General features: G+C 57.8%; 18 protein-coding genes and 1 pseudogene. 7 read left to right on the top strand and 12 right to left on the bottom strand.

Going from position 1 to position 19,151, the window contains the following annotated elements; translation table 11 throughout:
- Window positions 1–50: 50 nt before the first annotated feature.
- The gene (gene cadR / locus AO242_RS05165; protein WP_027898508.1) at window positions 51–497 is read left to right on the top strand and encodes a Cd(II)/Pb(II)-responsive transcriptional regulator; all 447 of its coding nucleotides are present in this window, start codon (window positions 51–53) and stop codon (window positions 495–497) included.
- Between the two features lie 137 nt (window positions 498–634).
- Here the strand turns inward: cadR and AO242_RS05160 are convergent, their stop codons facing one another.
- Together AO242_RS05160 and lgt are read right to left on the bottom strand one after the other, a co-directional pair.
- A complete protein-coding gene (locus tag AO242_RS05160) occupies window positions 635–1,606 on the bottom strand; it encodes a thymidylate synthase (protein ID WP_027898509.1) in 972 nt (323 codons plus the stop codon).
- 52 nt (window positions 1,607–1,658) lie between these two features.
- On the bottom strand, window positions 1,659–2,471 hold the full coding sequence (gene lgt, locus AO242_RS05155; protein ID WP_027898510.1) for a prolipoprotein diacylglyceryl transferase: 813 nt from the start codon (window positions 2,469–2,471) through the stop codon (window positions 1,659–1,661).
- Window positions 2,472–2,674: 203 nt separating this feature from the next.
- Here lgt and AO242_RS05150 point away from each other — a divergent pair, with 203 nt between their 5' ends.
- Window positions 2,675–3,421 carry an NRDE family protein gene (locus AO242_RS05150; RefSeq protein ID WP_099267931.1) on the top strand — a complete coding sequence of 249 codons (747 nt, stop codon included), beginning with the start codon at window positions 2,675–2,677 and terminating at the stop codon, window positions 3,419–3,421.
- A gap of 316 nt (window positions 3,422–3,737) precedes the next feature.
- Window positions 3,738–3,830, top strand: a pseudogene (locus AO242_RS30370) (NRDE family protein); the annotation flags it as partial.
- Between the two features lie 106 nt (window positions 3,831–3,936).
- On the opposite strand, the gene ptsP reads toward AO242_RS30370, so the two are convergent.
- Both ptsP and AO242_RS05130 read right to left on the bottom strand, forming a co-directional pair.
- Window positions 3,937–6,216, bottom strand: a complete 2,280-nt coding sequence (gene ptsP, locus AO242_RS05135; RefSeq protein WP_027898511.1) for a phosphoenolpyruvate--protein phosphotransferase — start codon at window positions 6,214–6,216, stop codon at window positions 3,937–3,939.
- 21 nt (window positions 6,217–6,237) lie between these two features.
- Window positions 6,238–6,717 (bottom strand): RNA pyrophosphohydrolase, encoded by a 480-nt coding sequence (locus AO242_RS05130; RefSeq protein ID WP_027898512.1) that lies wholly within the window; start codon window positions 6,715–6,717, stop codon window positions 6,238–6,240.
- Between the two features lie 142 nt (window positions 6,718–6,859).
- On the opposite strand from AO242_RS05130, the gene AO242_RS05125 reads away from it, so the two are divergent.
- On the top strand, window positions 6,860–7,516 hold the full coding sequence (locus tag AO242_RS05125) for an HAD family hydrolase (protein ID WP_099267930.1): 657 nt from the start codon (window positions 6,860–6,862) through the stop codon (window positions 7,514–7,516).
- A 125-nt stretch (window positions 7,517–7,641) separates the two neighbouring features.
- Here AO242_RS05125 and AO242_RS05120 read toward each other — a convergent pair whose 3' ends face one another.
- Both AO242_RS05120 and ilvA read right to left on the bottom strand, forming a co-directional pair.
- Window positions 7,642–8,070 carry a DUF2269 family protein gene (locus tag AO242_RS05120; RefSeq protein WP_099267929.1) on the bottom strand — a complete coding sequence of 143 codons (429 nt, stop codon included), beginning with the start codon at window positions 8,068–8,070 and terminating at the stop codon, window positions 7,642–7,644.
- A 115-nt stretch (window positions 8,071–8,185) separates the two neighbouring features.
- Window positions 8,186–9,700 carry a threonine ammonia-lyase, biosynthetic gene (gene ilvA / locus AO242_RS05115; protein WP_099267928.1) on the bottom strand — a complete coding sequence of 505 codons (1,515 nt, stop codon included), beginning with the start codon at window positions 9,698–9,700 and terminating at the stop codon, window positions 8,186–8,188.
- A gap of 232 nt (window positions 9,701–9,932) precedes the next feature.
- On the opposite strand from ilvA, the gene rpiA reads away from it, so the two are divergent.
- Complete coding sequence (gene rpiA, locus AO242_RS05110; protein ID WP_099267927.1) at window positions 9,933–10,604, top strand: ribose-5-phosphate isomerase RpiA; 672 nt, start codon at window positions 9,933–9,935, stop codon at window positions 10,602–10,604.
- 126 nt (window positions 10,605–10,730) lie between these two features.
- Here the strand turns inward: rpiA and AO242_RS05105 are convergent, their stop codons facing one another.
- The 4 genes from AO242_RS05105 to AO242_RS05090 form a co-directional block, all read right to left on the bottom strand.
- Window positions 10,731–11,633 (bottom strand): SdiA-regulated domain-containing protein, encoded by a 903-nt coding sequence (locus AO242_RS05105; protein ID WP_099267926.1) that lies wholly within the window; start codon window positions 11,631–11,633, stop codon window positions 10,731–10,733.
- Between the two features lie 300 nt (window positions 11,634–11,933).
- On the bottom strand, window positions 11,934–12,854 hold the full coding sequence (locus tag AO242_RS05100) for an SdiA-regulated domain-containing protein (protein ID WP_099267925.1): 921 nt from the start codon (window positions 12,852–12,854) through the stop codon (window positions 11,934–11,936).
- 174 nt (window positions 12,855–13,028) lie between these two features.
- A complete protein-coding gene (locus AO242_RS05095) occupies window positions 13,029–13,694 on the bottom strand; it encodes a fumarylacetoacetate hydrolase family protein (protein WP_099267924.1) in 666 nt (221 codons plus the stop codon).
- A gap of 52 nt (window positions 13,695–13,746) precedes the next feature.
- Complete coding sequence (locus tag AO242_RS05090) at window positions 13,747–15,141, bottom strand: FAD-binding oxidoreductase (protein ID WP_099267923.1); 1,395 nt, start codon at window positions 15,139–15,141, stop codon at window positions 13,747–13,749.
- A gap of 169 nt (window positions 15,142–15,310) precedes the next feature.
- Between AO242_RS05090 and serA the strand changes: the two genes are divergently transcribed.
- Window positions 15,311–16,540 (top strand): phosphoglycerate dehydrogenase, encoded by a 1,230-nt coding sequence (serA, locus tag AO242_RS05085; protein ID WP_099267922.1) that lies wholly within the window; start codon window positions 15,311–15,313, stop codon window positions 16,538–16,540.
- A 199-nt stretch (window positions 16,541–16,739) separates the two neighbouring features.
- On the opposite strand, the gene AO242_RS05080 is transcribed toward serA, so the two are convergent.
- Window positions 16,740–17,177, bottom strand: coding sequence for a DUF4399 domain-containing protein (locus AO242_RS05080; protein WP_099267921.1), 438 nt, complete (start codon window positions 17,175–17,177; stop codon window positions 16,740–16,742).
- 421 nt (window positions 17,178–17,598) lie between these two features.
- Entirely contained in the window at window positions 17,599–18,222 is a 624-nt protein-coding gene (locus AO242_RS05070) for a 2OG-Fe(II) oxygenase (protein WP_099267920.1), read from the bottom strand.
- 149 nt (window positions 18,223–18,371) lie between these two features.
- Between AO242_RS05070 and AO242_RS05065 the strand changes: the two genes are divergently transcribed.
- Window positions 18,372–19,124 (top strand): DUF2059 domain-containing protein, encoded by a 753-nt coding sequence (locus tag AO242_RS05065; protein WP_099267919.1) that lies wholly within the window; start codon window positions 18,372–18,374, stop codon window positions 19,122–19,124.
- Window positions 19,125–19,151: the final 27 nt, after the last annotated feature.

Below are 19,151 nucleotides of genomic sequence, written 5' to 3'. Positions count from 1 at the left end.
AACACCCTGTAGCCACTATAGGGTCAAGCACTGAAACAGGATCGACGACGATGAAGATTGGCGAGCTGGCAAAATTGACTGACGCGCAGGTGGAAACCATCCGTTATTACGAGCGCGAGGGCCTGCTTCCGGCACCTGCGCGTAGCGATGGCAACTATCGGCTGTACACCCAGGCACACGTGGAGCGACTGACCTTCATCCGCAATTGCCGCAGCCTCGACATGACCCTTGAGGAAATCCGCAGCCTGCTGCACCTGCGCGACAGTCCGCAAGATCAGTGCGTGAGTGTTAATGCGCTGATTGATGAGCATATCCAGCACGTCAACGACCGCATCGCCAGCCTGCAAGCCCTGCAGACACAGCTACTGGACTTGCGCCAACGCTGCAGCGACGGCGCACCGGATCATTGCGGGATTCTGGATCGACTGGAAGTCAGCGGCAGCGTGGTGACCGCTGATGTGGAGCACTCCCATGTGGGCAGGAGTCATGGGCATTGAGGCGATCGCGAGGCCTCGCGCATTCTCTGTGGGAGCAGAGCTTGCTCGCGATGCAGATTACTCGGTATGTCTGATACACCGAGGCGCCTGAATCGCGGGCAAGCCCGGCTCCCACATAAAAGCATCAATGCAACGCCTTAAACCGCCATCGGCGCGGTCATCGCCGGGTGATGCTCGTAACCTTCCAGCGAGAAGTCTGAAGGCTCGATCTGCTCCAACCACTCCGGCTGATACACACCAGTCTTGGCAAACTCCGGCACGCGGTCGGAAATCACCAGTTTCGGCATCGGATACGGCTCACGAGTGAGCTGTTCATTGAGCATGTCCAGATGGTTTTCGTAGACATGGGCATCGCCGATGAAATACGTGAACCAGCGCGGCGTGTAGCCCGTCAGACGGCCGATCAGGCTGAGTAGCGCAGCACCCTCGGTCAGGTTGAACGGCGTGCCGAGCCCAAGATCGTTGGAGCGGATGTACAGCGTCAGGGAGATTTCTTTGGTCTCCTGATTCGGGTGGAACTGATACAGCAGGTGGCAAGGCGGTAAAGCCATTTCATCCAGCTGCGCGCAGTTCCAGCCGTGGAACAGAATGCGGCGGCTGCCCGGATCCTTGATGATGGTGTCGACACACTGGCGAATCTGATCAATGGCCTTGTACAGGACCACGTAAGGCTGACCGTCTTCCTCGGACTGAGCGATCTGCTGATAGCCCTGGCTGATCGCCAGTTCGATGGCTTTCGGATTACTCAGGTCAATGCGCTTGTAGGCAGGCCACTTGCGCCATTGCACGCCGTAGATTTCGCCCAGATCGTCTTCGCCCTTGCGGAACGGGTTGTCCAGCCATTGGGCGTTCTCGTTGGCGTTCTGATCCCAGACTTTGCAACCCAGTTCACGAAACTCCGCGGCGTTGTTCACGCCGCGCAGGAAGCCGACCATTTCGCCAATCGCCGACTTGAAGGCCATTCGCCGGGTGGTAATCGCCGGGAAGCCTTCCTTGAGGTCATAACGCAGCATCGCGCCGGGAAAACTAATGGTTTTCACACCGGTGCGGTTGGCCTGCAACGTGCCGTTCTTGATGACGTGGGCGACCAGATCCAGATATTGCTTCATAAATTACCTGCTTCGGTGAATCCGCCGGGCTGCAACGCCCGACGTTTCGGTGTTAGACCGCCGCGTTCTTGCCAGCGGGAGCGCGGTTGTACGCCAGCCAGATCAGCACTGCACCGGCGATGATCATTGGCAGGCTGAGGATCTGCCCCATGGTGACCCAGCCCCACGCCAGGTAGCCCAGTTGCGCATCGGGCATCCGTACGAATTCGACCAGGAACCGGAACAGTCCGTAAAACAGCGCGAACATGCCGGAAATGGCCATCGTCGGACGGGGCTTGCGAGAAAACAGCCAGAGAATGATGAACAGCGCGACGCCTTCGAGCGCGAACTGATAAAGCTGCGAAGGATGACGCGGCAATTGCGCCGGATCGCTGAATGGCGGGAAGACCATTGCCCACGGCAAATCGGTCGGCTTGCCCCACAGCTCGGCATTGATAAAGTTACCGATACGGCCGGCACCCAACCCAATCGGCACCATGGGCGCGACGAAATCCATGAGTTCGAAGAACGACTTGCCATTGCGGCGGCCGAACCACCACGCCGCGATCATCACGCCGACGAAACCGCCGTGGAACGCCATGCCGCCCTTCCAGACTTCGAAGATCAACAGTGGATTGGCGATGTACGCGGGCAGATCATAGAACAGCACATAACCCAGCCGCCCACCGACGATCACGCCCATGGCCAGCCAGAAAATCATGTCGGAGAGCTTTTCCTTGGTCCAGGTTGGATCAAAGCTGTTCAAGCGCCGCGATGCCAGCAGCCACGCGCCGCCGATACCGACCAGGTACATCAAACCGTACCAGTGTATTTGCAGCGGGCCGATAGCCACCGCCACCGGGTCAATCTGCGGGTAAGGCAGCATTGCAACTCCTTAAATGGGAACGCTCTCGCGAGCACTTAACCAGACACACTAAAGCAGGAAACATAAACCCGCGCTGAACAGCTATTTGGCCGGGCATGACGAAAAGAGACCGGCATGTTACCGGAGCAACGCCCGGCGCTCTAGCGGCGTGCGATGGATGCAAACCTCATGTGTGAGTAAAGTGGCTCAAAAAGGAGTACTGCATGTGTCTGATCGCTTTCGCCTGGCGCCCTTCTCACACACAGCCGCTGATCGTCGCGGCTAATCGTGACGAGTTCTATGCGCGCCCGACCCAGCCCCTCGCACAGTGGGCGGACGCACAGCAGGTCTACGCCGGGCGGGACCTTGAAGCAGGCGGGACCTGGCTTGGTATCACCGCAGACGGGCGCTTTGCAGCGCTGACCAATATTCGCAACCCGAGCTTGCCACTGGGCCAGCGCTCGCGCGGCGAACTGGTTGCTCAGTTTTTGACCAGTGATATTTCGATTGAAGATTATCTCGTAGAGGTAGCGAACAGAGCGACCGAATACGGCGGTTTCAATCTGCTGGTGGGCGACCGTCAGCAGTTGTACTACCTCAACGGCTCAAACCCTGAACCGCGTCGGCTCGATGAGGGTGTTTATGGTCTCTCCAACGCAGGACTGGATACGCCTTGGCCAAAGGTCAAGAAAGCCAGAGCTGCACTGAGCACCCAACTGGATGATCCGAATCCACTGGCACTCATGGCCTTATTAAGCGACCCGACCACCGCCCCAACCACTGAACTGCCTGATACGGGCGTCAGTCTGGAGACCGAAAAGCTGCTGTCGAGCCTGTTCATCGCCAGCCCAAACTACGGCACTCGGGCCAGCACCGTGCTGATCGTCAATGCTGACGGCAGCCAACACTTCATCGAACACAGCTTTGGGCCGTATGGCGGGAGATTGGGTGAGGTGGAGTTGAGGGTTTAATTCAGCCCTTCAATTGGAATGCGATCTCTTGTGGGAGATTCTATGTTCACCTGCAATTCCGTAGGACCGGCTTTAGCCGGGAGGGCGGTATTTCTACCGAAGGATATTCAGCGAATGTCCCGACGTCCTCCCGGCTAAAGCGGAACGCCGCCCGGCCGGTCCTACGGAATAGCGCAGTCTATGTGGGAGCTGGGCTTGCCCGCGATACAGATCACTCGATATGCCTGATACACCGAGGTGCCTGAGTCGCATGCAAGCCCAGCTCCTACAGGTGAAAGCATTTCAAGCCAAGAACTGATGCATCACTGCTCAGCGCCTGATCGTCAATGCTGACGGCAGCCAGCACCTCATAGAACACAGTTTTGGGCCATACGGCGGGAGACTGGGTGAGGTGGAGCTAACCGTTTGATGCCTGTTGGAGCGAGGCTTGCCCGCGAATCAAACACCTCGGTTTGCCAGGCCTACCGTGTCATCGTTCTTCGCGGGCAAGCCACGCTCCAACAAATTGACCGCGATTAATGCCCTTTCACAGACCCCGGATTGATCATCCGTGACAGCCCCAGGTTTTTCAGCGCCAGTTGCAGGGAACTGCTGATCACTTGCGGATTATCGTTGGTCATCAGTTGCGCCAGTATCTCCTTGGCTTTGCTCAGATGGATCTGACGTAGCATCCACTTCACTTTCGGCAGGTTGGTGGAGTTCATCGACAGGCTGTCGAAGCCCATCGCCATCAACAACACCGCAGCAGCAGGATCACCGGCCATTTCGCCACAGATGCTCACCGGCTTGCCTTCGGCATGTGCATCGCGCACCACGTTCTGCAAAGCCTGAAGCACTGCGGGGTGCAGGTAATCGTAGAGATCGGCCACCCGTGGATTGTTGCGGTCCACGGCCAGCAGATATTGAGTCAGGTCGTTGGAGCCCACCGACAGAAAGTCCACCTGACGCGCCAGATCGCGGGTCTGATACACAGCAGCAGGTACTTCGATCATCACGCCTACAGGCGGCATCGGCACATCGGTACCTTCGTCGCGTACCTCGCCCCAAGCCCGGTGAATCAAGTGCAGCGCCTCTTCCACCTCGTGCGTGCTGGATATCATCGGCAGCAGAATCCGCAGGTTGTTCAAGCCTTCACTGGCCTTGAGCATGGCACGGGTCTGCACCAGGAAGATTTCCGGGTGGTCGAGGGTGACGCGAATACCGCGCCAGCCCAGAAACGGGTTCTCTTCTTTGATCGGGAAGTAAGACAGCGCTTTGTCACCACCGATATCCAGGCTACGCATGGTGACCGGCAGCGGGTGGAAGGCTGCCAGTTGCTCGCGATAAATCGCCAGTTGCTCTTTTTCGCTCGGAAAGCGCTGTTGAATCATGAAAGGTACTTCGGTGCGATACAGCCCCACACCTTCAGCACCACGCTGTTGCGCGCGAGCCACGTCAGCCAGCAAGCCGGTGTTGACCCACAGCGGCATACGATGGCCGTCCAGCGTTACGCAAGGCAGCTCGCGCAGCGCGTCCAGGCCTTGGGACAGCTGACGCTCTTCTTCAACGACCTTGGCGAACTGCTTGCGCATGGCATCGCTGGGGTTGGTGAAGACTTCACCGTGGTAGCCGTCGACGATCAGTTCGATGCCGTCGACCTTGGAATAAGGCAGATCGACCACGCCCATGACCGTGGGAATACCCATGGCTCGGGCGAGGATCGCTACGTGGGAGTTGCCGGAGCCGAGTACCGAAATCAGACCCGCCAGCTTGCCTTCCGGAACTTCGCCCAGCATGGCAGCCGTCAGCTCTTCACTGACAAGGATCGTGTTGTCCGGATACACCAGCGTCTGTTGCCGCGCCTCTTGCAAGTACGCGAGCAAGCGACGGCCCAGGTCTTTGACATCCGAGGCCCGCTCGCGCAGATAGGCGTCGTCCATCAATTCGAAACGTTTGACGTGCTCGTTGACCACCGAGCGCAATGCGCCCTGCGCCCACTGGCCAGTCTTGATGACATTGGTCACTTCGCTGCCCAGCGAGGCGTCGTCGAGCATCATCAGGTAAACATCAAACAAGGCGCGCTCTTCAGGGCGCAGCTGGTTGGCAAGCTTGGCAGACAATGCGCGCATGTCGCTGCGCACGCCCTCAAGGGCGGTCTGGAACAGGGCAAGCTCGGCTTTGATGTCTGTAACGGTTTTGTCCGGGACGACTTCGAGGTCCGCAGGTGGCAGCATGACCACCGCAAAGCCCACAGCCGCCCCGGGAGAGCCGGCGACGCCGACGAACTTGGCTTCCTGGATACCTTTGCCCTGACGACCCAGACCGCGGATCGAGCCAGTGGCTTCAGCGTGGGCGATAACACCAGCGAGTTGCGCGCTCATGGTCACGAGGAAGGCTTCTTCGCCCTCGTCGAACTGGCGGCGCTCCTTTTGCTGAATAACCAGTACACCCACCACACGACGATGGTGAATGATCGGCGCACCGAGGAAAGACGCATAACGTTCCTCGCCGGTTTCAGCAAAGTAACGATAACGGGGGTGATCAGCGGCGTTTTCGAGGTTCAGCGGTTCTTCACGGGTACCCACGAGGCCAACCAGACCTTCGTTCGGCGCCATGCTGACTTTGCCGATGGAGCGCTTGTTCAGGCCCTCGGTAGCCATCAGCACAAAGCGGTTGCTTTCGGGGTCGAGCAAATAGACCGAGCAGACTTGGCTGCCCATGGCCTCTTTGACGCGTAACACAATAATCCCCAACGCCGCCTTGAGATCCTTGGCGGAGTTAACTTCCTGGACGATCTTGCGCAGCGTATTGAGCATGGCTCGGGGTCGAACTCCGTGTCAGTCGCGCGACAAAAGGCGCGGGGCAAGCTCTTTGAGTGCGCGTCGATACACCTCGCGCTTGAATGTCACCACCTGACCCAGCGGATACCAATAGCTGACCCATCGCCAGCCATCGAACTCCGGTTTCCCGGTCAAATCCATCCGCACCCGCTGCTCGTTGGAGACCAGGCGCAGGAGAAACCATTTTTGCTTCTGGCCGATACACAGCGGTTGGCTGTGCGTCCTGACCAGACGTTGCGGCAAACGATAGCGCAACCAACCCCGAGTACAGGCAAGAATCTGCACATCCTCAGGTTCAAGCCCGACTTCTTCGTTCAACTCACGATAAAGCGCGTCTTCCGGCGTCTCCTGAGGGTTGATACCACCCTGTGGAAACTGCCAGGCATCTTGGTTGATTCGCCGAGCCCATAGGACCTGGCCGGAGTCGTTTGTCAGAATTATCCCGACATTAGGACGGAAACCATCGGGGTCGATCACGGCAACAACCTCGCAAACGCATGTCACCGCATTGTTCCACAAAGCCGATCAAAGCAGCAACGAGGCTTAGCAGGTTATGTGAAGAGTTGTGAAAACCTCGTATTCTGGTGCTCTTTTTTCAGCAATTTCAGCGAGTAACCGCATGCGCCTGGCTTTATTCGACCTCGACAACACGCTTCTGGGTGGCGACAGCGACCACGCCTGGGGTGATTACCTGTGCGAACGCGGCATTCTTGACGCCGCGACCTACAAAACCCGCAACGACGAGTTCTATCAGGATTACCTGGCCGGGACCTTGAACCTGACCGACTACCTGAACTTCTCACTGGAAATCCTCGGCAGCACCGAGATGGCCCAGCTAGACGCGTGGCATCGGGATTTCATGCGTGATTGCATCGAACCGATCATTCTTCCCAAGGCGCTGGAACTGATCGCCAAACATCGCGAGGCAGGCGACAAACTGGTTGTCATTACCGCGACTAATCGCTTCGTTACCGGACCAATCGTTGAGCGTCTGGGTATCGAGACACTGCTGGCAACCGAATGCGAAATGGTCGACGGTCGCTACACCGGACGCACCACCGATGTGCCGTGCTTCCGCGAAGGCAAAGTGACACGTCTGAACCGTTGGCTGGAAGAAAACCAATTCAGCCTGGAAAACAGCTATTTCTACAGCGACTCGCTCAACGACCTGCCGCTGCTGGAAAAGGTTGCCAACCCGGTAGCCGTAGACCCGGACCCGAAATTGCGTGCCGAGGCTGAAGGCCGCGGTTGGCCGGTGATTACGCTGCGCGATTGATCTCAGATGCGCACCACCGTAGGACCGGCTTTAGCCGGGAGGGCGGCATTTCAGGCTTAATAGATGTGTCGACTGCACTGGCCCTCTCCCGGCTAAAGCCGGTCCTACGGGCAATCATTTGATCCCTAAACCGGCTTCGCACCCATCAATCCGGCAATGGCGATGAAACAGACGACCGCAACAATCGCCAGCGCCAGGGTGAACTTTAACCCCCCTCTGGCTGGATCAATTCGGAGCTTGTTAAGGCGCACCACCAGCCATAGCCAGCTCAAAGCGCCGAAGGTGTAAAGCACGCTGCTGCCCAGCACCCAGGTTTGCCCCAGCGGCCAGCCAACAAGGTGTGCCAGCCACCAGCCGGTGATCGGCATGGTCAGCAAACAAAGCCCCATCAGAATCCACGCAAACAAGCGCGGACGCAGCAACAAGCGGGTGTGGTTGGTGGTAAACCCTGCCCTGCGGCCTTTGATCAGCCAGATGGTCAAACCGAGGGCGCTGAGCAGAAATAGCACCGTCGCCGAGATGTGCAGGGTTTTCAGGGCGGTGAGGTGATCCATTTTCTATTCGCTCCGTTGTTGAATCGGTAGGAGCGAACTTGTTCGCGAGACGATGGACCTGTGTACGCAGGCTTGTCCTCTCGCGAACAAGTTCGCTCCTACCGGGATCATTGTATTAGCCCAGAAATAACTTATACGCCGGGTTCTTGCTCTCATCCCAATACGGATAGCCAATCTCGGCCAGCGCCGCCGGTACCAGGTGCCGTTCCTCCTCTGGCACCACCAGCCCAGCGACCACACGGCCATCCGCCGCGCCATGGTTGCGGTAATGGAACATCGAAATCGTCCACTGCCCGCCCAGCTTGTTGAGGAAGTTGAACAGCGCGCCCGGGCGTTCCGGGAATTCGAAGCGGAACACCACTTCGTCGCTGACCCGCTCGGCATGACCACCGACCATATGCCGAATGTGCAGCTTCGCCAGTTCGTTGTCGGTCAGGTCAATCACCGGGAAACCCTGTTCGGTGAGGCTGGTAATCAGATCTTTACGTGGGTCGGTATAGGGATGCGTCTGCACACCGACGAAAATGTGCGCCTCGCGGTCTGTGTGATAACGGTAGTTGAATTCGGTGATCTGGCGCTTGCCGATGGCCTCGCAGAACGCCTTGAAGCTGCCCGGTTGCTCGGGAATGGTCACGGCGATGATGGCTTCGCGGCCTTCACCCAGCTCGGCGCGCTCGGCTACATGACGCAAACGGTCGAAATTGACGTTGGCACCTGAGTCGATGGCGACGAATGTCTGGCCGCTGACGGCTTCCTGCTCGACATACTTTTTGATCCCGGCCACCGCCAGGGCCCCTGACGGCTCGGTGATCGAGCGGGTGTCGTCGTAAATATCCTTGATCGCCGCGCAGATTTCATCGGTGCTGACCGTGATCACTTCGTCGACGTAATGCCGGCAGATGTCGAAGGTGTACTCACCAATTTGCGCCACAGCCACGCCGTCCGCAAACAGACCGACCTGCTGCAGCACAACGCGCTCGCCGTACGCCATGGCTTGTTGCAGGCAGTTTGAATCATCCGGCTCGACCCCGACGACCTTGATCTCCGGCCGCAGGTATTTCACGTAGGCCGCGATACCGGCGATCAACCCACCGCCGCCCACCGGGACGAAAATCGCGTCTAGCGGCCCTTGATGCTGGCGCAGAATCTCCATGGCCACGGTGCCTTGCCCGGCAATCGTGTCGGGGTCGTCATAGGGATGGATGTAAACGAAGCCCATTTCTTCGACGAGTTTCAGCGAATGAGCCAGTGCTTCAGGGAAGGAATCGCCGTGCAGTACCACTTTGCCGCCCCGGGAACGCACGCCTTCGACTTTGATTTCAGGCGTGGTCTTGGGCATCACGATAGTCGCTTCAACGCCCAGGGTTTTCGCCGCCAGTGCCAGACCTTGCGCGTGGTTGCCTGCCGACGCTGTCACTACGCCCCGCGCCAGTTCTTCCGGGCTTAGCTGCGCCAGCTTGTTGTACGCGCCACGAATCTTGAACGAGAACACCGGCTGCAAGTCTTCGCGCTTGAGCAGAACCTGATTGCCGAGCCGCTCGGACAGCTGACGAGCGCCCTGCAACGGGGTTTCCACGGCGACATCGTAGACGCGGGAGGTGAGGATTTTTTTGACGTACTGTTCAAGCATCACGGCGACATCACTGGCGAAAGGGCAAGGACGGGAAGTCTAACCCGCGCTCCGATGCGCGACCACACGAATCACGGGGCTTTGGCGCTGGCATGTCGCTATAATGCGCGCCCTTTTACACATTACCGGTAGGAGCGAACTTGTTCGCGAGACGTCGTGCCTGTGTACGCAGACCTGGCCCCTCGCGAACAAGTTCGCTCCTACCGGACCATTCGGCATCCGTGGAGCCCGCATGAACCAGGATCAACTCAAACAAGCCGTGGCGCAGGCCGCCGTGGACTTCATCCTTCCGAAACTGGACGACAAAAGCATCGTCGGCGTCGGTACCGGCTCCACTGCCAACTGCTTCATTGATGCATTGGCCCAGCACAAAGGCGCCTTCGACGGCGCGGTTGCAAGCTCCGAAGCCACTGCTGCACGCCTCAAGGGCCACGGCATTCCGGTTTACGAGCTCAACACCGTCAGCGATCTGGAGTTCTATATCGATGGCGCCGATGAAAGCGATGAGTACCTGAACCTGATCAAAGGCGGCGGCGCGGCGTTGACCCGCGAGAAGATCGTTGCGGCCGTAGCCAAAACGTTCATCTGCATCGCCGACGCCAGCAAGCTGGTGCCCGTGCTGGGCGCGTTCCCGCTCCCCGTTGAAGTGATCCCGATGGCGCGCAGCCACGTGGCCCGCCAACTGGTGAAACTGGGCGGCGACCCGGTTTATCGCGAAGGTGTGCTGACCGATAACGGCAACATTATTCTTGATGTGCACAACATGAACATCACCAATCCTGCCGAACTGGAAAGCCAGATCAATGCCATCGTTGGCGTCGTGACCAACGGCCTGTTTGCTGCGCGCCCTGCAGACTTGCTGCTGCTGGGGACGAGTGAAGGGGTCAAGACGCTGACGCGTTGATTGCCACAGCACCTCGCGGCTAAAGCCGCTCCTACGACTATGCGAGGTCCGTAGGAGCGGCTTTAGCCGCGAGTGGCATACGCCGGGACGATGTCGCAGAAGACAACCTCCCGGCTAAGGCCGGTCCTACGGCTTTTTGAACACATAAAACAGATTCGGCTCGCTCACCAGGTACAGCGTACCTTCGTCATCCATGGCGATGCCCTCGGCCTGGGGTACTGTTTTGCCAAGGCCCATTGAGCCCTTGCTCAACGAAACGTTACCCACCGCACGGCCTTTGGTATCGAGCTCAACGATTTGTCGGGACTCATCCGACAGCGCGAGTAAATGCCCGCTGCGCTCGTCGAACTGCAGGCTGGAAATGTCCCGCACAAAAATCTCTGCATTACGCCGGGAGTCGGAAGACACCTCTACATTGGGCGTTTCGACATTGGCGTACGGGAAGCCACGCACCTCGATTATCTGGACCGGTCGACGCTCCTTGGCGACAAAAAGGCGCTGGCCTTTCGTGTCATACGCCAAGCCTTCGTAGCCGTTGTTATTACCTGAGCCGATACCCAGTGTCAGTTGCTCGGCATCTTTGGCGTCCAGAAAAGTGGTTTCATCATCGACGTGGATCTTGATCAGGCGCTGCTTGCGCTCATCGCTAATGACATAAACGCCAGGGCTGATGTATTCGACCGCCTCCGAGTCACCGAACCCTGTCAGGGGAATGCGGCGCAGCGTTCTACCATCCAGGCTTAATTCAACCAATTGGGCGTCTTTGTTAGTCACCGTGAACAGGCTTTTACGATCTGGATCGTAGCTCAGCGCCGATGCATCCGAATCAAGGCCTGCAATGGGTTGAGCCTCTATGACGACTTTATAGCCCCCCAGGCCGATAGCCTGAGCGTCCTCGCCCTGCCACAAAATCCTCCAGTTGAAGGATGCACGCTCAACGACGCGATATTCACGACCCGCAAAAAACGCCAATACAGTGAGAAGAATGACCAGAGGTATGAGGATTTTTCGGGAGAGAAGCAGGCGCATTCAGGTTGCTCGAGGTTCAGGCGGATAGCATGGATACCATGCGAATATGAATTGAAGCTTAATGGCGCAGAGCCATCAAGCCAATCCCTGTAGGGGATTCCCCGTCCTCCAGCCCCCCGCGCTGTCGCGCAGCAAACAGAGGACCCTGTAGGAGTGAGCTTGCTCGCGATTCGATTTCTTGGTCGACGAATTTATCGCATGAACTGACGCTATCGCGAGCAAGCTCACTCCTACAGGGGCCTTGCTTGCTCAGCCACAGCGTGGTCTCGGAGCCACCGAGGCTTCTAAAAATACTGCGAATCACTTCTTCTTAAACGAATAAAACAAGTTCGGCTCACTGACGATGTAAAGGTTACCGTCGTCATCAAACGCGACACCTTCAGCGCGCGGAATAGTGTCTTTCAAACCGTTGAACCCACCCAGCAAAGTCATAAAGCTGACCTGTTGGCCGTTTTCATCCAGTTCCAGCAGCATGTGCGAGTCCGCGGACAGGGCCAGGGTGTGCCCGGTGCGGGGCTCAACGGTCAACGAGGAGAGATTGCGCATATCCAGAGACTTGCTCTCGACCTTTTGCTTCTCACCTTTCAAGACGTCGCTACCATCGCTTTCCCAGGTGAAAATCGCAGCGGGGCGCTCTTCCCCCAGCAGCAATTGCTGGCGACGCGGATCCCAGGCAGTGCCCTCGAACGCTTTATTCTGATTATCGGAAGGACCGAGGTCATATTCCCGAAAATCAGCGATGTTCAGGGTGGTGGTTTCCGGCGTGACCTTGACGATAGTCAGGTGATGCTGGCGCTCATCGCTGATAGCCATGAAGCCATTCTCCATCACCGCAACCGCCTCAGGATTACTCCACCCCACCAGCGGGATCTTGCGCAGCACATCACCTTTGAGGGTCAATTCAACCAGAAACGGATGCTTGCCCATGACCGCAAAGAGTGTTTTGGTCACCGGGTTATAAGACACATCCGACGCTTCATCGTCCTCCATGCCAGGAAGCGGTTTGGCGTCGATGTCGACGACGTAGTCAGGCAGCCAGACACTGGCTTTGCGATCGGCAAGACTCTGAAAGCGCTCACCCAGCCACAGCCGACCACGATCATCCCAATGCATTACATGGGCAACGACGCCGCCAATCACCACAACCAGCAACAGCCAGACGTACCAGCGCGGGCGAGGTAAGCGACGTGACATTTTGGTCGATGATGAAGGGGTGGTCATGAGCGTTCCCGAGTATGGATAACATCCAGTGGCACAGTGCCCCAAGCGGGGAGCTGGAGGCCGGATTATCCAGATCAATTGTGAAAAAAACGCCAATTGTTCAATTCAGGCGGTAAAAAACGTAAAAACCGCCTGCGATGCGCATCGCAGACGGTTTTTAGTAACACGTGAAACTCAGCGAACGCTGCTTTCGAAAGGCTTCTGCCCTACCAGTTCCAGTACCAGCTCATCGCCAGCCAACAGCGGACCAACGCCTGCCGGAGTGCCTGTCATGATCACGTCACCGGCCTGCAGCGAGAAGCAGGCTGCCATGTGCTGAATCACCGGCACGATAGGGTTGAGCATGTCGCGGCTGTTACCGTCCTGGCGGACTTCGCCATTGATGGTCAGACGAATGCCGATGTCGGTCAGGTCAGAGAAGGTTTCAGCCGGAACGAACGGAGCGATAACAGCGGCACCGTCGAAAGACTTGGCTTCTTCCCATGGATAACCCTTATCGCGCAGCTTGGTTTGCAGGTCACGAAGGGTCAGGTCCAGGCCGGGAGCAAAACCGGAAATCGCGTCCAGCACTTCTTCGCGGGTCGGGTTCTTGGTCAACGGCTTGCCGATCAGCACGACAATTTCAGCTTCGTAGTGCACTGCGCCACGATCGGCCGGGATGGTGAAACCACCTTCCAGTGCAACAACGGCGCTGCCTGGCTTGATGAACAGCAGTGGCTCGGTAGGGACGGCGTTGTTCAGTTCCTTGGCGTGCTCGGCGTAGTTGCGACCTACGCAAACCGCCTTGCCCATAGGAAAGTGGATACTCGTTCCGTCGACATACTTATGCTGATAGCTCATGGCGGCTCCTTGGTCTCGTTGTGGTCACGCCACTATAAATAGTGACGGCCAATTAAACAGCGAAGATTTTTCCGGGGTTCATTATGCCGTTCGGATCGAATGCCGCCTTGATGGCTTTCATGTATTCGATTTCCACCGGCGAGCGGCTGTACGTCAGGTAATCACGCTTGGTCATGCCTACACCATGCTCGGCGGAAATCGAGCCGTTGTATTTCTGCACGGTTTCGAACACCCATTTGTTGACCCTGGCGCACTTGACGAAGAACTCTTCCTTGTCGAGGGCCTCAGGCTTGAGGATGTTCAGGTGCAGGTTGCCATCGCCGATATGGCCGTACCAGAGCACCTCGAAATCGGGGTAGTGCTCGGCAACGATCGCATCGATTTCACCCAGGAACGCCGGCACTTTCGAAACAGTCACCGAGATGTCGTTCTTGTAGGGCGTGAAGTGGGAAATGGTTTCGGAGATGTATTCGCGCAGCTTCCACAGGTTTTTCAGTTGCTGCTCGCTCTGGCTCATCACGCCATCCAGCACCCAGCCCTGCTCGACACAATGCTCGAACGTCGCCAATGCTTCATTGGCCAGATCTTCGGTGGTGGCCTCAAATTCCAGCAACACATAGAACGGGCAAGGCGTATCGAAGGGCGACGGCACGTCACCGCGCGCCATGACGCGAGCGAACGACTTGTCAGAGAAGAATTCGAACGCCGTCAGGTCCAGCTTGCCGTGAAAGGCGTGCAGCACCGGCATGATCGAGTTGAAATCGGTAGTGCCCAGCACCATCGCCGTCAGGTTCTTGGGCGCGCGATCAAGGCGCATGGTGGCTTCGACGACAAAGCCCAGCGTGCCTTCAGCCCCGATGAACAACTGGCGCATGTCGTAGCCGGTCGCGTTCTTGATCAGGTCCTTGTTCAACTCAAGGATGTCGCCCTTGCCGGTCACCACTTTCAGGCCCGCGACCCAATTGCGGGTCATGCCGTAGCGAATAACCTTGATCCCGCCAGCATTGGTGCCGATATTGCCGCCGATCTGGCTGGAGCCCGACGATGCAAAATCCACCGGGTAGTAAAGGCCGTTTTCTTCCGCCAGGTTCTGCAGTTGCCGGGTGATGACGCCCGGCTGGACGCGAGCTGTGCGCTCGGTGACGTTCAGTTCCAACACCTGATTCATGTAATCGAACGAAACCACCACTTCGCCATTGGCCGCGACCGCTGCCGCAGACAGCCCGGTTCTGCCGCCAGACGGGACCAGCGCGACCTTGTGTTCATTGGCCCACAGGACGACTGCCTGAACCTGCTCGATGGTCTTGGGAAAGACGATGGCAACGGGCGCAGCTGTGAATTGTTTGGTCCAGTCCTTGCCGTACGTCTCAAGGGATGCGGCATCGGTCAGCACTTTTCCAGGCTCAACCAGGGTCTTCAGTTCATCTACCAGCGCAGAATGGATCATCGACAGAACTCTCGAACAATTCATGGTCATCCTGAGAACGCTTCACGTCCAGGAATGGGGTTTCGCGGGGTGCATATGCTAGCATACGCCCCCCGCCAATCGAGCTGACGGCCCGATTCGCGACCGCTTCACTTACTGCCAAATTTCTCCGGGACACAGGTTAAAGCAGATGAGCAAGACTTCCCTCGACAAGAGCAAGATCAAGTTCCTTCTTCTCGAAGGCGTCCATCAATCCGCTGTGGATGTCCTCAAGGCAGCCGGTTATACCAGCATCGAGTACCACACCAAGTCTCTGCCGGAAGCCGAACTGAAAGAAAAGATCGCCGACGCTCACTTCATCGGCATCCGGTCTCGCACCCAGCTGACTGAAGAAATGTTCGATCACGCGAAGAAACTGGTCGCGGTCGGCTGCTTCTGCATCGGTACCAATCAGGTTGATCTGGACGCGGCCCGCGAGCGCGGTATTGCAGTGTTCAACGCGCCGTACTCCAACACTCGCTCGGTCGCCGAACTGGTGCTGGCCGAAGCGATCCTGCTGCTGCGCGGCATCCCGGAGAAGAATGCATCCTGCCACCGTGGCGGCTGGATCAAAAGCGCTGCCAACTCTTTCGAGATCCGTGGCAAGAAACTGGGCATCGTCGGCTACGGTTCGATCGGCACTCAGTTGTCTGTACTGGCTGAGAGCCTCGGCATGCAGGTGTTCTTCTTCGACCCGCTGACCAAGCTGCCACTGGGTAATGCCACTCAGGTACCAAGCCTGAATGAGCTGCTGGGCATGGCCGACATCGTGTCTCTGCACGTGCCTGAACTGCCGTCCACCCAAATGATGATTGGCGAGAAAGAAGTCCGCGCCATGAAAAAGGGCGCCATTCTGATCAACGCCGCTCGCGGCACGGTCGTGGACCTCGACGCACTGGCTGACGCGATCAAGGACAAGCACCTGATCGGTGCGGCTATCGACGTGTTCCCGGTTGAGCCTCGCTCCAACGACGACATCTTCGAAAGCCCGCTGCGCGGCCTGGACAATGTGATCCTGACCCCGCACATCGGTGGTTCCACCGCCGAAGCTCAGGCCAACATCGGTCTGGAAGTGGCTGAGAAGCTGGTCAAGTACAGCGACAACGGTACGTCGGTATCTTCGGTCAACTTCCCTGAAGTGGCCCTGCCTGCTCACCCTGGCAAGCACCGCCTGCTGCACATTCACGAGAACATCCCGGGCGTGCTGATGGAGATCAACAAGGTCTTCGCCGAAAACGGTATCAACATCTCCGGTCAGTTCCTGCAGACCAACGAGAAAGTCGGTTACGTGGTTATCGATGTCGATGCCGAGTATTCCGATCTGGCCCAGGAAAAGCTGCAACACATCAAAGGCACGATCCGTAGCCGCGTGTTGTTCTAAGCGGTTCTGGCTCAACAAAAAGGAGACCTTCGGGTCTCCTTTTTTTGTGGTCGGTATTTCACCCGGCCAACGCGCTGCCGAAAATGGTCGTAGGACCGGCTTCAGCCGGGAGGGCATCCTTCCAGACAAAGGATATATATCAATTACGCCCCCCTCCCGGCTGAAGCCGGTCCTACGGTGATGGATGGTGCCAGGTCAATCAGCGCACATTCACCCTGATCACCTTCGACTCAACCGAAGGATTCAGCGGAATGTGGCTCTTGTCGCCTACCAGCAACTGCAGGGTGTGAGGGCCAGGCGGCAGGGTGACTTCGGTTTCAGTCTGGCCTTTACCGAAATGACGGATGTTGTCAGTCATCGGCAGCGGTGCATTCAGGTCTGGCTGGTCTTTGACGTCGATCAGCAAGTGGTGGTGGCCAGTTTCGGGAATGTCTACGCCAGCAGGCGCAACGCCCATGCCCTTGAGGCCAAACTGGACCTTGAACGTGCCCGGCACTGTCTCTCCGTCTTTAGGCGAAATGATGTACACCTCGGCCCCGGCAGGTGATGGCGTGCGCGGTACGTCGGCAGCACTGGCCATCAACGTCGCCCCGAACAGCAGGCCTGCGAAAGCAGTTTTTGCAAAAAGGGTTTTCATGGGTTCTCCAGTCAGGCAGTGAGCCCTTGAATGGCATCCCTGTAACCATAGCGCGGCACTGGCTTAACGTTCTGGAGAAGCAGGCTTTATGACAAAAATTTCATGCAGACATCGTTTTTGTAGGAGCGAGGCTTGCCCGCGAAGAACGATAACGCAGCAGGGCTGACGTACCGCGTTGTCTGATTCGCGGGCAAGCCTCGCTCCAACAGGCCCATGTTTGCCGCGAGACAGCGCAGTGACATGGACACCGGCGCAGCTCCTATCAAACAAAATACAACCACCTGATTTGGACGCCTTTTACTGTAGGAGTGAGCTTGCTCGCGATTGCGTCAGTTCAGTCGGAAAATTCGTCCACCAAGAAACCGAATCGCGAGCAAGCTCACTCCTACAGGTCCAATCTTTGCTGCTACAGAGAGGCGCTTCAAAACACCCCATCCCCACGCCGCCGAAACCAGCCAGTCAATGAAAGTCGATCACGGCTGGCTGGCATCACCTCATGAGGGATATCGCCAGACATGAATACCACAAGGCAGCCACCGGTTGGCTGCACGTCGTATTCCACGCCGTCATCGAGGAACATGCGCAATTGCCCGCCATGCTCAGGCAGCCAGGCGTTGTTCAGATAGACCACCGCTGAGACCATACGCCGGTCGTCGTCGCGAAAGCGATCCACATGCTTGAGATAGAACGCCCCTGGCGGATACAGAGCGAAATGGCTCTCGAAGTCTTCCAGCCCCAGAAACAAACCGCGATTCAGCGCCTGACGCAGGCTGTCCATCAATCCCAGATAACGATCACAAGGCTCAGACTGCCCGGCCTCAAGCCACTGGATATGATCGCCACGAATCCCTTCGCGAATCTCTTGAAATGGCCCGCGTCCGACAGCAGCAGGCGCGAGTTCACCTTCGGCGGCACGCGTGCGGCACTCGTCGGCCAGCTCCAGCGTCAGGCTTTCAGGCAGGAAAATATTTTGCTGCGACCAGCCGCGGGCAGCGAGGTCGTCGACGATTCGAAGCAGCAGCGGATGATCAGAGGCGATTTGCATGGCGCATAGTATCCAGCCGCCCGGGAATCGGGAAGTGTCCGCACTCGACTGACCACTAAGTGAATGAAATTTCACCGGGGCGACCAACTCATAACTCGACAAAGCCCCGTAACCACCGGGACAATAGCGACCTGCCGACAGGAGTCCCTATGCGCCGTTTGTTTGTTGTGTTGTTGATGTTCTGCACGATGCCCGCCTGGGCAGACAGCTATGACCAGTTGTACAAGGTCGCCGGCTGGCCAGAACAGCGTGCGCATTTCAACGACGCCCTCAAAGCTGCGCAACAACGCTATCGCAACAGCCTGCCACCTGCGGTATTTCAAGCGTTGGTGAACAACAGCAATCAGCGTTTCGCCCCTCAAGCCATGGATCAACGCGCCGAACAGCGCCTGCGCGAAAGTCTGCGCAACCCGGACCCTGCGCTGCAATTCTTCCAGTCTCCGCTGGGGCGCAAGATCGTCAACGCCGAATTGACCGCGACACGTCCCGACCAGTTGGCAAAAAATGCCAAAGGCCTGCCACAGATTCAGGCCGACGCCACCCGCCAGCTGCTGATCGGTCACCTCGCCCAGGCGCTACCCGCCAAGCAGGCAGGTGCTGAAGTCAGTCTGGCGATTGCCGGTGTGGCCGCCGACAGCCTGAGTCAGATGATTCCCGGATTGCTGGGCGGCGGTCAGGCTCAGGGCATGCTCGACGGTCAGCGCGAACGTCTAATGGCGCAGATCGAGGCAGACATGAACAACACCTTGCTCTACGTCTACCGCGACCTCTCCGATCCGGAACTGGAAGAGTTTTCCACTTTTGCTGAATCCGCCGACGGCAAGGCTTACTACCAGGCCGCGCTGGCGGCGATACGTGCAGGGCTGGCCGTTGGGCAAAGCTCGTCGAGCCTGGCACCTTAAAAACCCCGTTTTTTTCAGCCTGCCGAT

The sequence above is a fragment of the Pseudomonas sp. ICMP 561 genome, from assembly GCF_002699985.1.
In the GTDB taxonomy this organism is placed as follows: Bacteria; Pseudomonadota; Gammaproteobacteria; order Pseudomonadales; family Pseudomonadaceae; genus Aquipseudomonas; species Aquipseudomonas quasicaspiana.
This window is presented reverse-complemented; position numbering and strand designations above follow the sequence as displayed.

Coding starts and splice junctions, on each gene's coding strand:
- serA (WP_099267922.1), top strand. CDS start 15,311: ATGAGCAAGACTTCCCTCGACAAGAGCAAGATCAAGTTCCTTCTTCTC.
- AO242_RS05090 (WP_099267923.1), bottom strand. CDS start 15,141: ATGATCCATTCTGCGCTGGTAGATGAACTGAAGACCCTGGTTGAGCCT.
- ilvA (WP_099267928.1), bottom strand. CDS start 9,700: ATGCTTGAACAGTACGTCAAAAAAATCCTCACCTCCCGCGTCTACGAT.
- cadR (WP_027898508.1), top strand. CDS start 51: ATGAAGATTGGCGAGCTGGCAAAATTGACTGACGCGCAGGTGGAAACC.
- AO242_RS05070 (WP_099267920.1), bottom strand. CDS start 18,222: ATGCAAATCGCCTCTGATCATCCGCTGCTGCTTCGAATCGTCGACGAC.
- AO242_RS05100 (WP_099267925.1), bottom strand. CDS start 12,854: ATGACCACCCCTTCATCATCGACCAAAATGTCACGTCGCTTACCTCGC.
- AO242_RS05065 (WP_099267919.1), top strand. CDS start 18,372: ATGCGCCGTTTGTTTGTTGTGTTGTTGATGTTCTGCACGATGCCCGCC.
- AO242_RS05095 (WP_099267924.1), bottom strand. CDS start 13,694: ATGAGCTATCAGCATAAGTATGTCGACGGAACGAGTATCCACTTTCCT.
- ptsP (WP_027898511.1), bottom strand. CDS start 6,216: ATGCTCAATACGCTGCGCAAGATCGTCCAGGAAGTTAACTCCGCCAAG.
- rpiA (WP_099267927.1), top strand. CDS start 9,933: ATGAACCAGGATCAACTCAAACAAGCCGTGGCGCAGGCCGCCGTGGAC.
- AO242_RS05150 (WP_099267931.1), top strand. CDS start 2,675: ATGTGTCTGATCGCTTTCGCCTGGCGCCCTTCTCACACACAGCCGCTG.
- AO242_RS05080 (WP_099267921.1), bottom strand. CDS start 17,177: ATGAAAACCCTTTTTGCAAAAACTGCTTTCGCAGGCCTGCTGTTCGGG.
- AO242_RS05120 (WP_099267929.1), bottom strand. CDS start 8,070: ATGGATCACCTCACCGCCCTGAAAACCCTGCACATCTCGGCGACGGTG.
- AO242_RS05105 (WP_099267926.1), bottom strand. CDS start 11,633: ATGCGCCTGCTTCTCTCCCGAAAAATCCTCATACCTCTGGTCATTCTT.
- AO242_RS05125 (WP_099267930.1), top strand. CDS start 6,860: ATGCGCCTGGCTTTATTCGACCTCGACAACACGCTTCTGGGTGGCGAC.
- lgt (WP_027898510.1), bottom strand. CDS start 2,471: ATGCTGCCTTACCCGCAGATTGACCCGGTGGCGGTGGCTATCGGCCCG.
- AO242_RS05160 (WP_027898509.1), bottom strand. CDS start 1,606: ATGAAGCAATATCTGGATCTGGTCGCCCACGTCATCAAGAACGGCACG.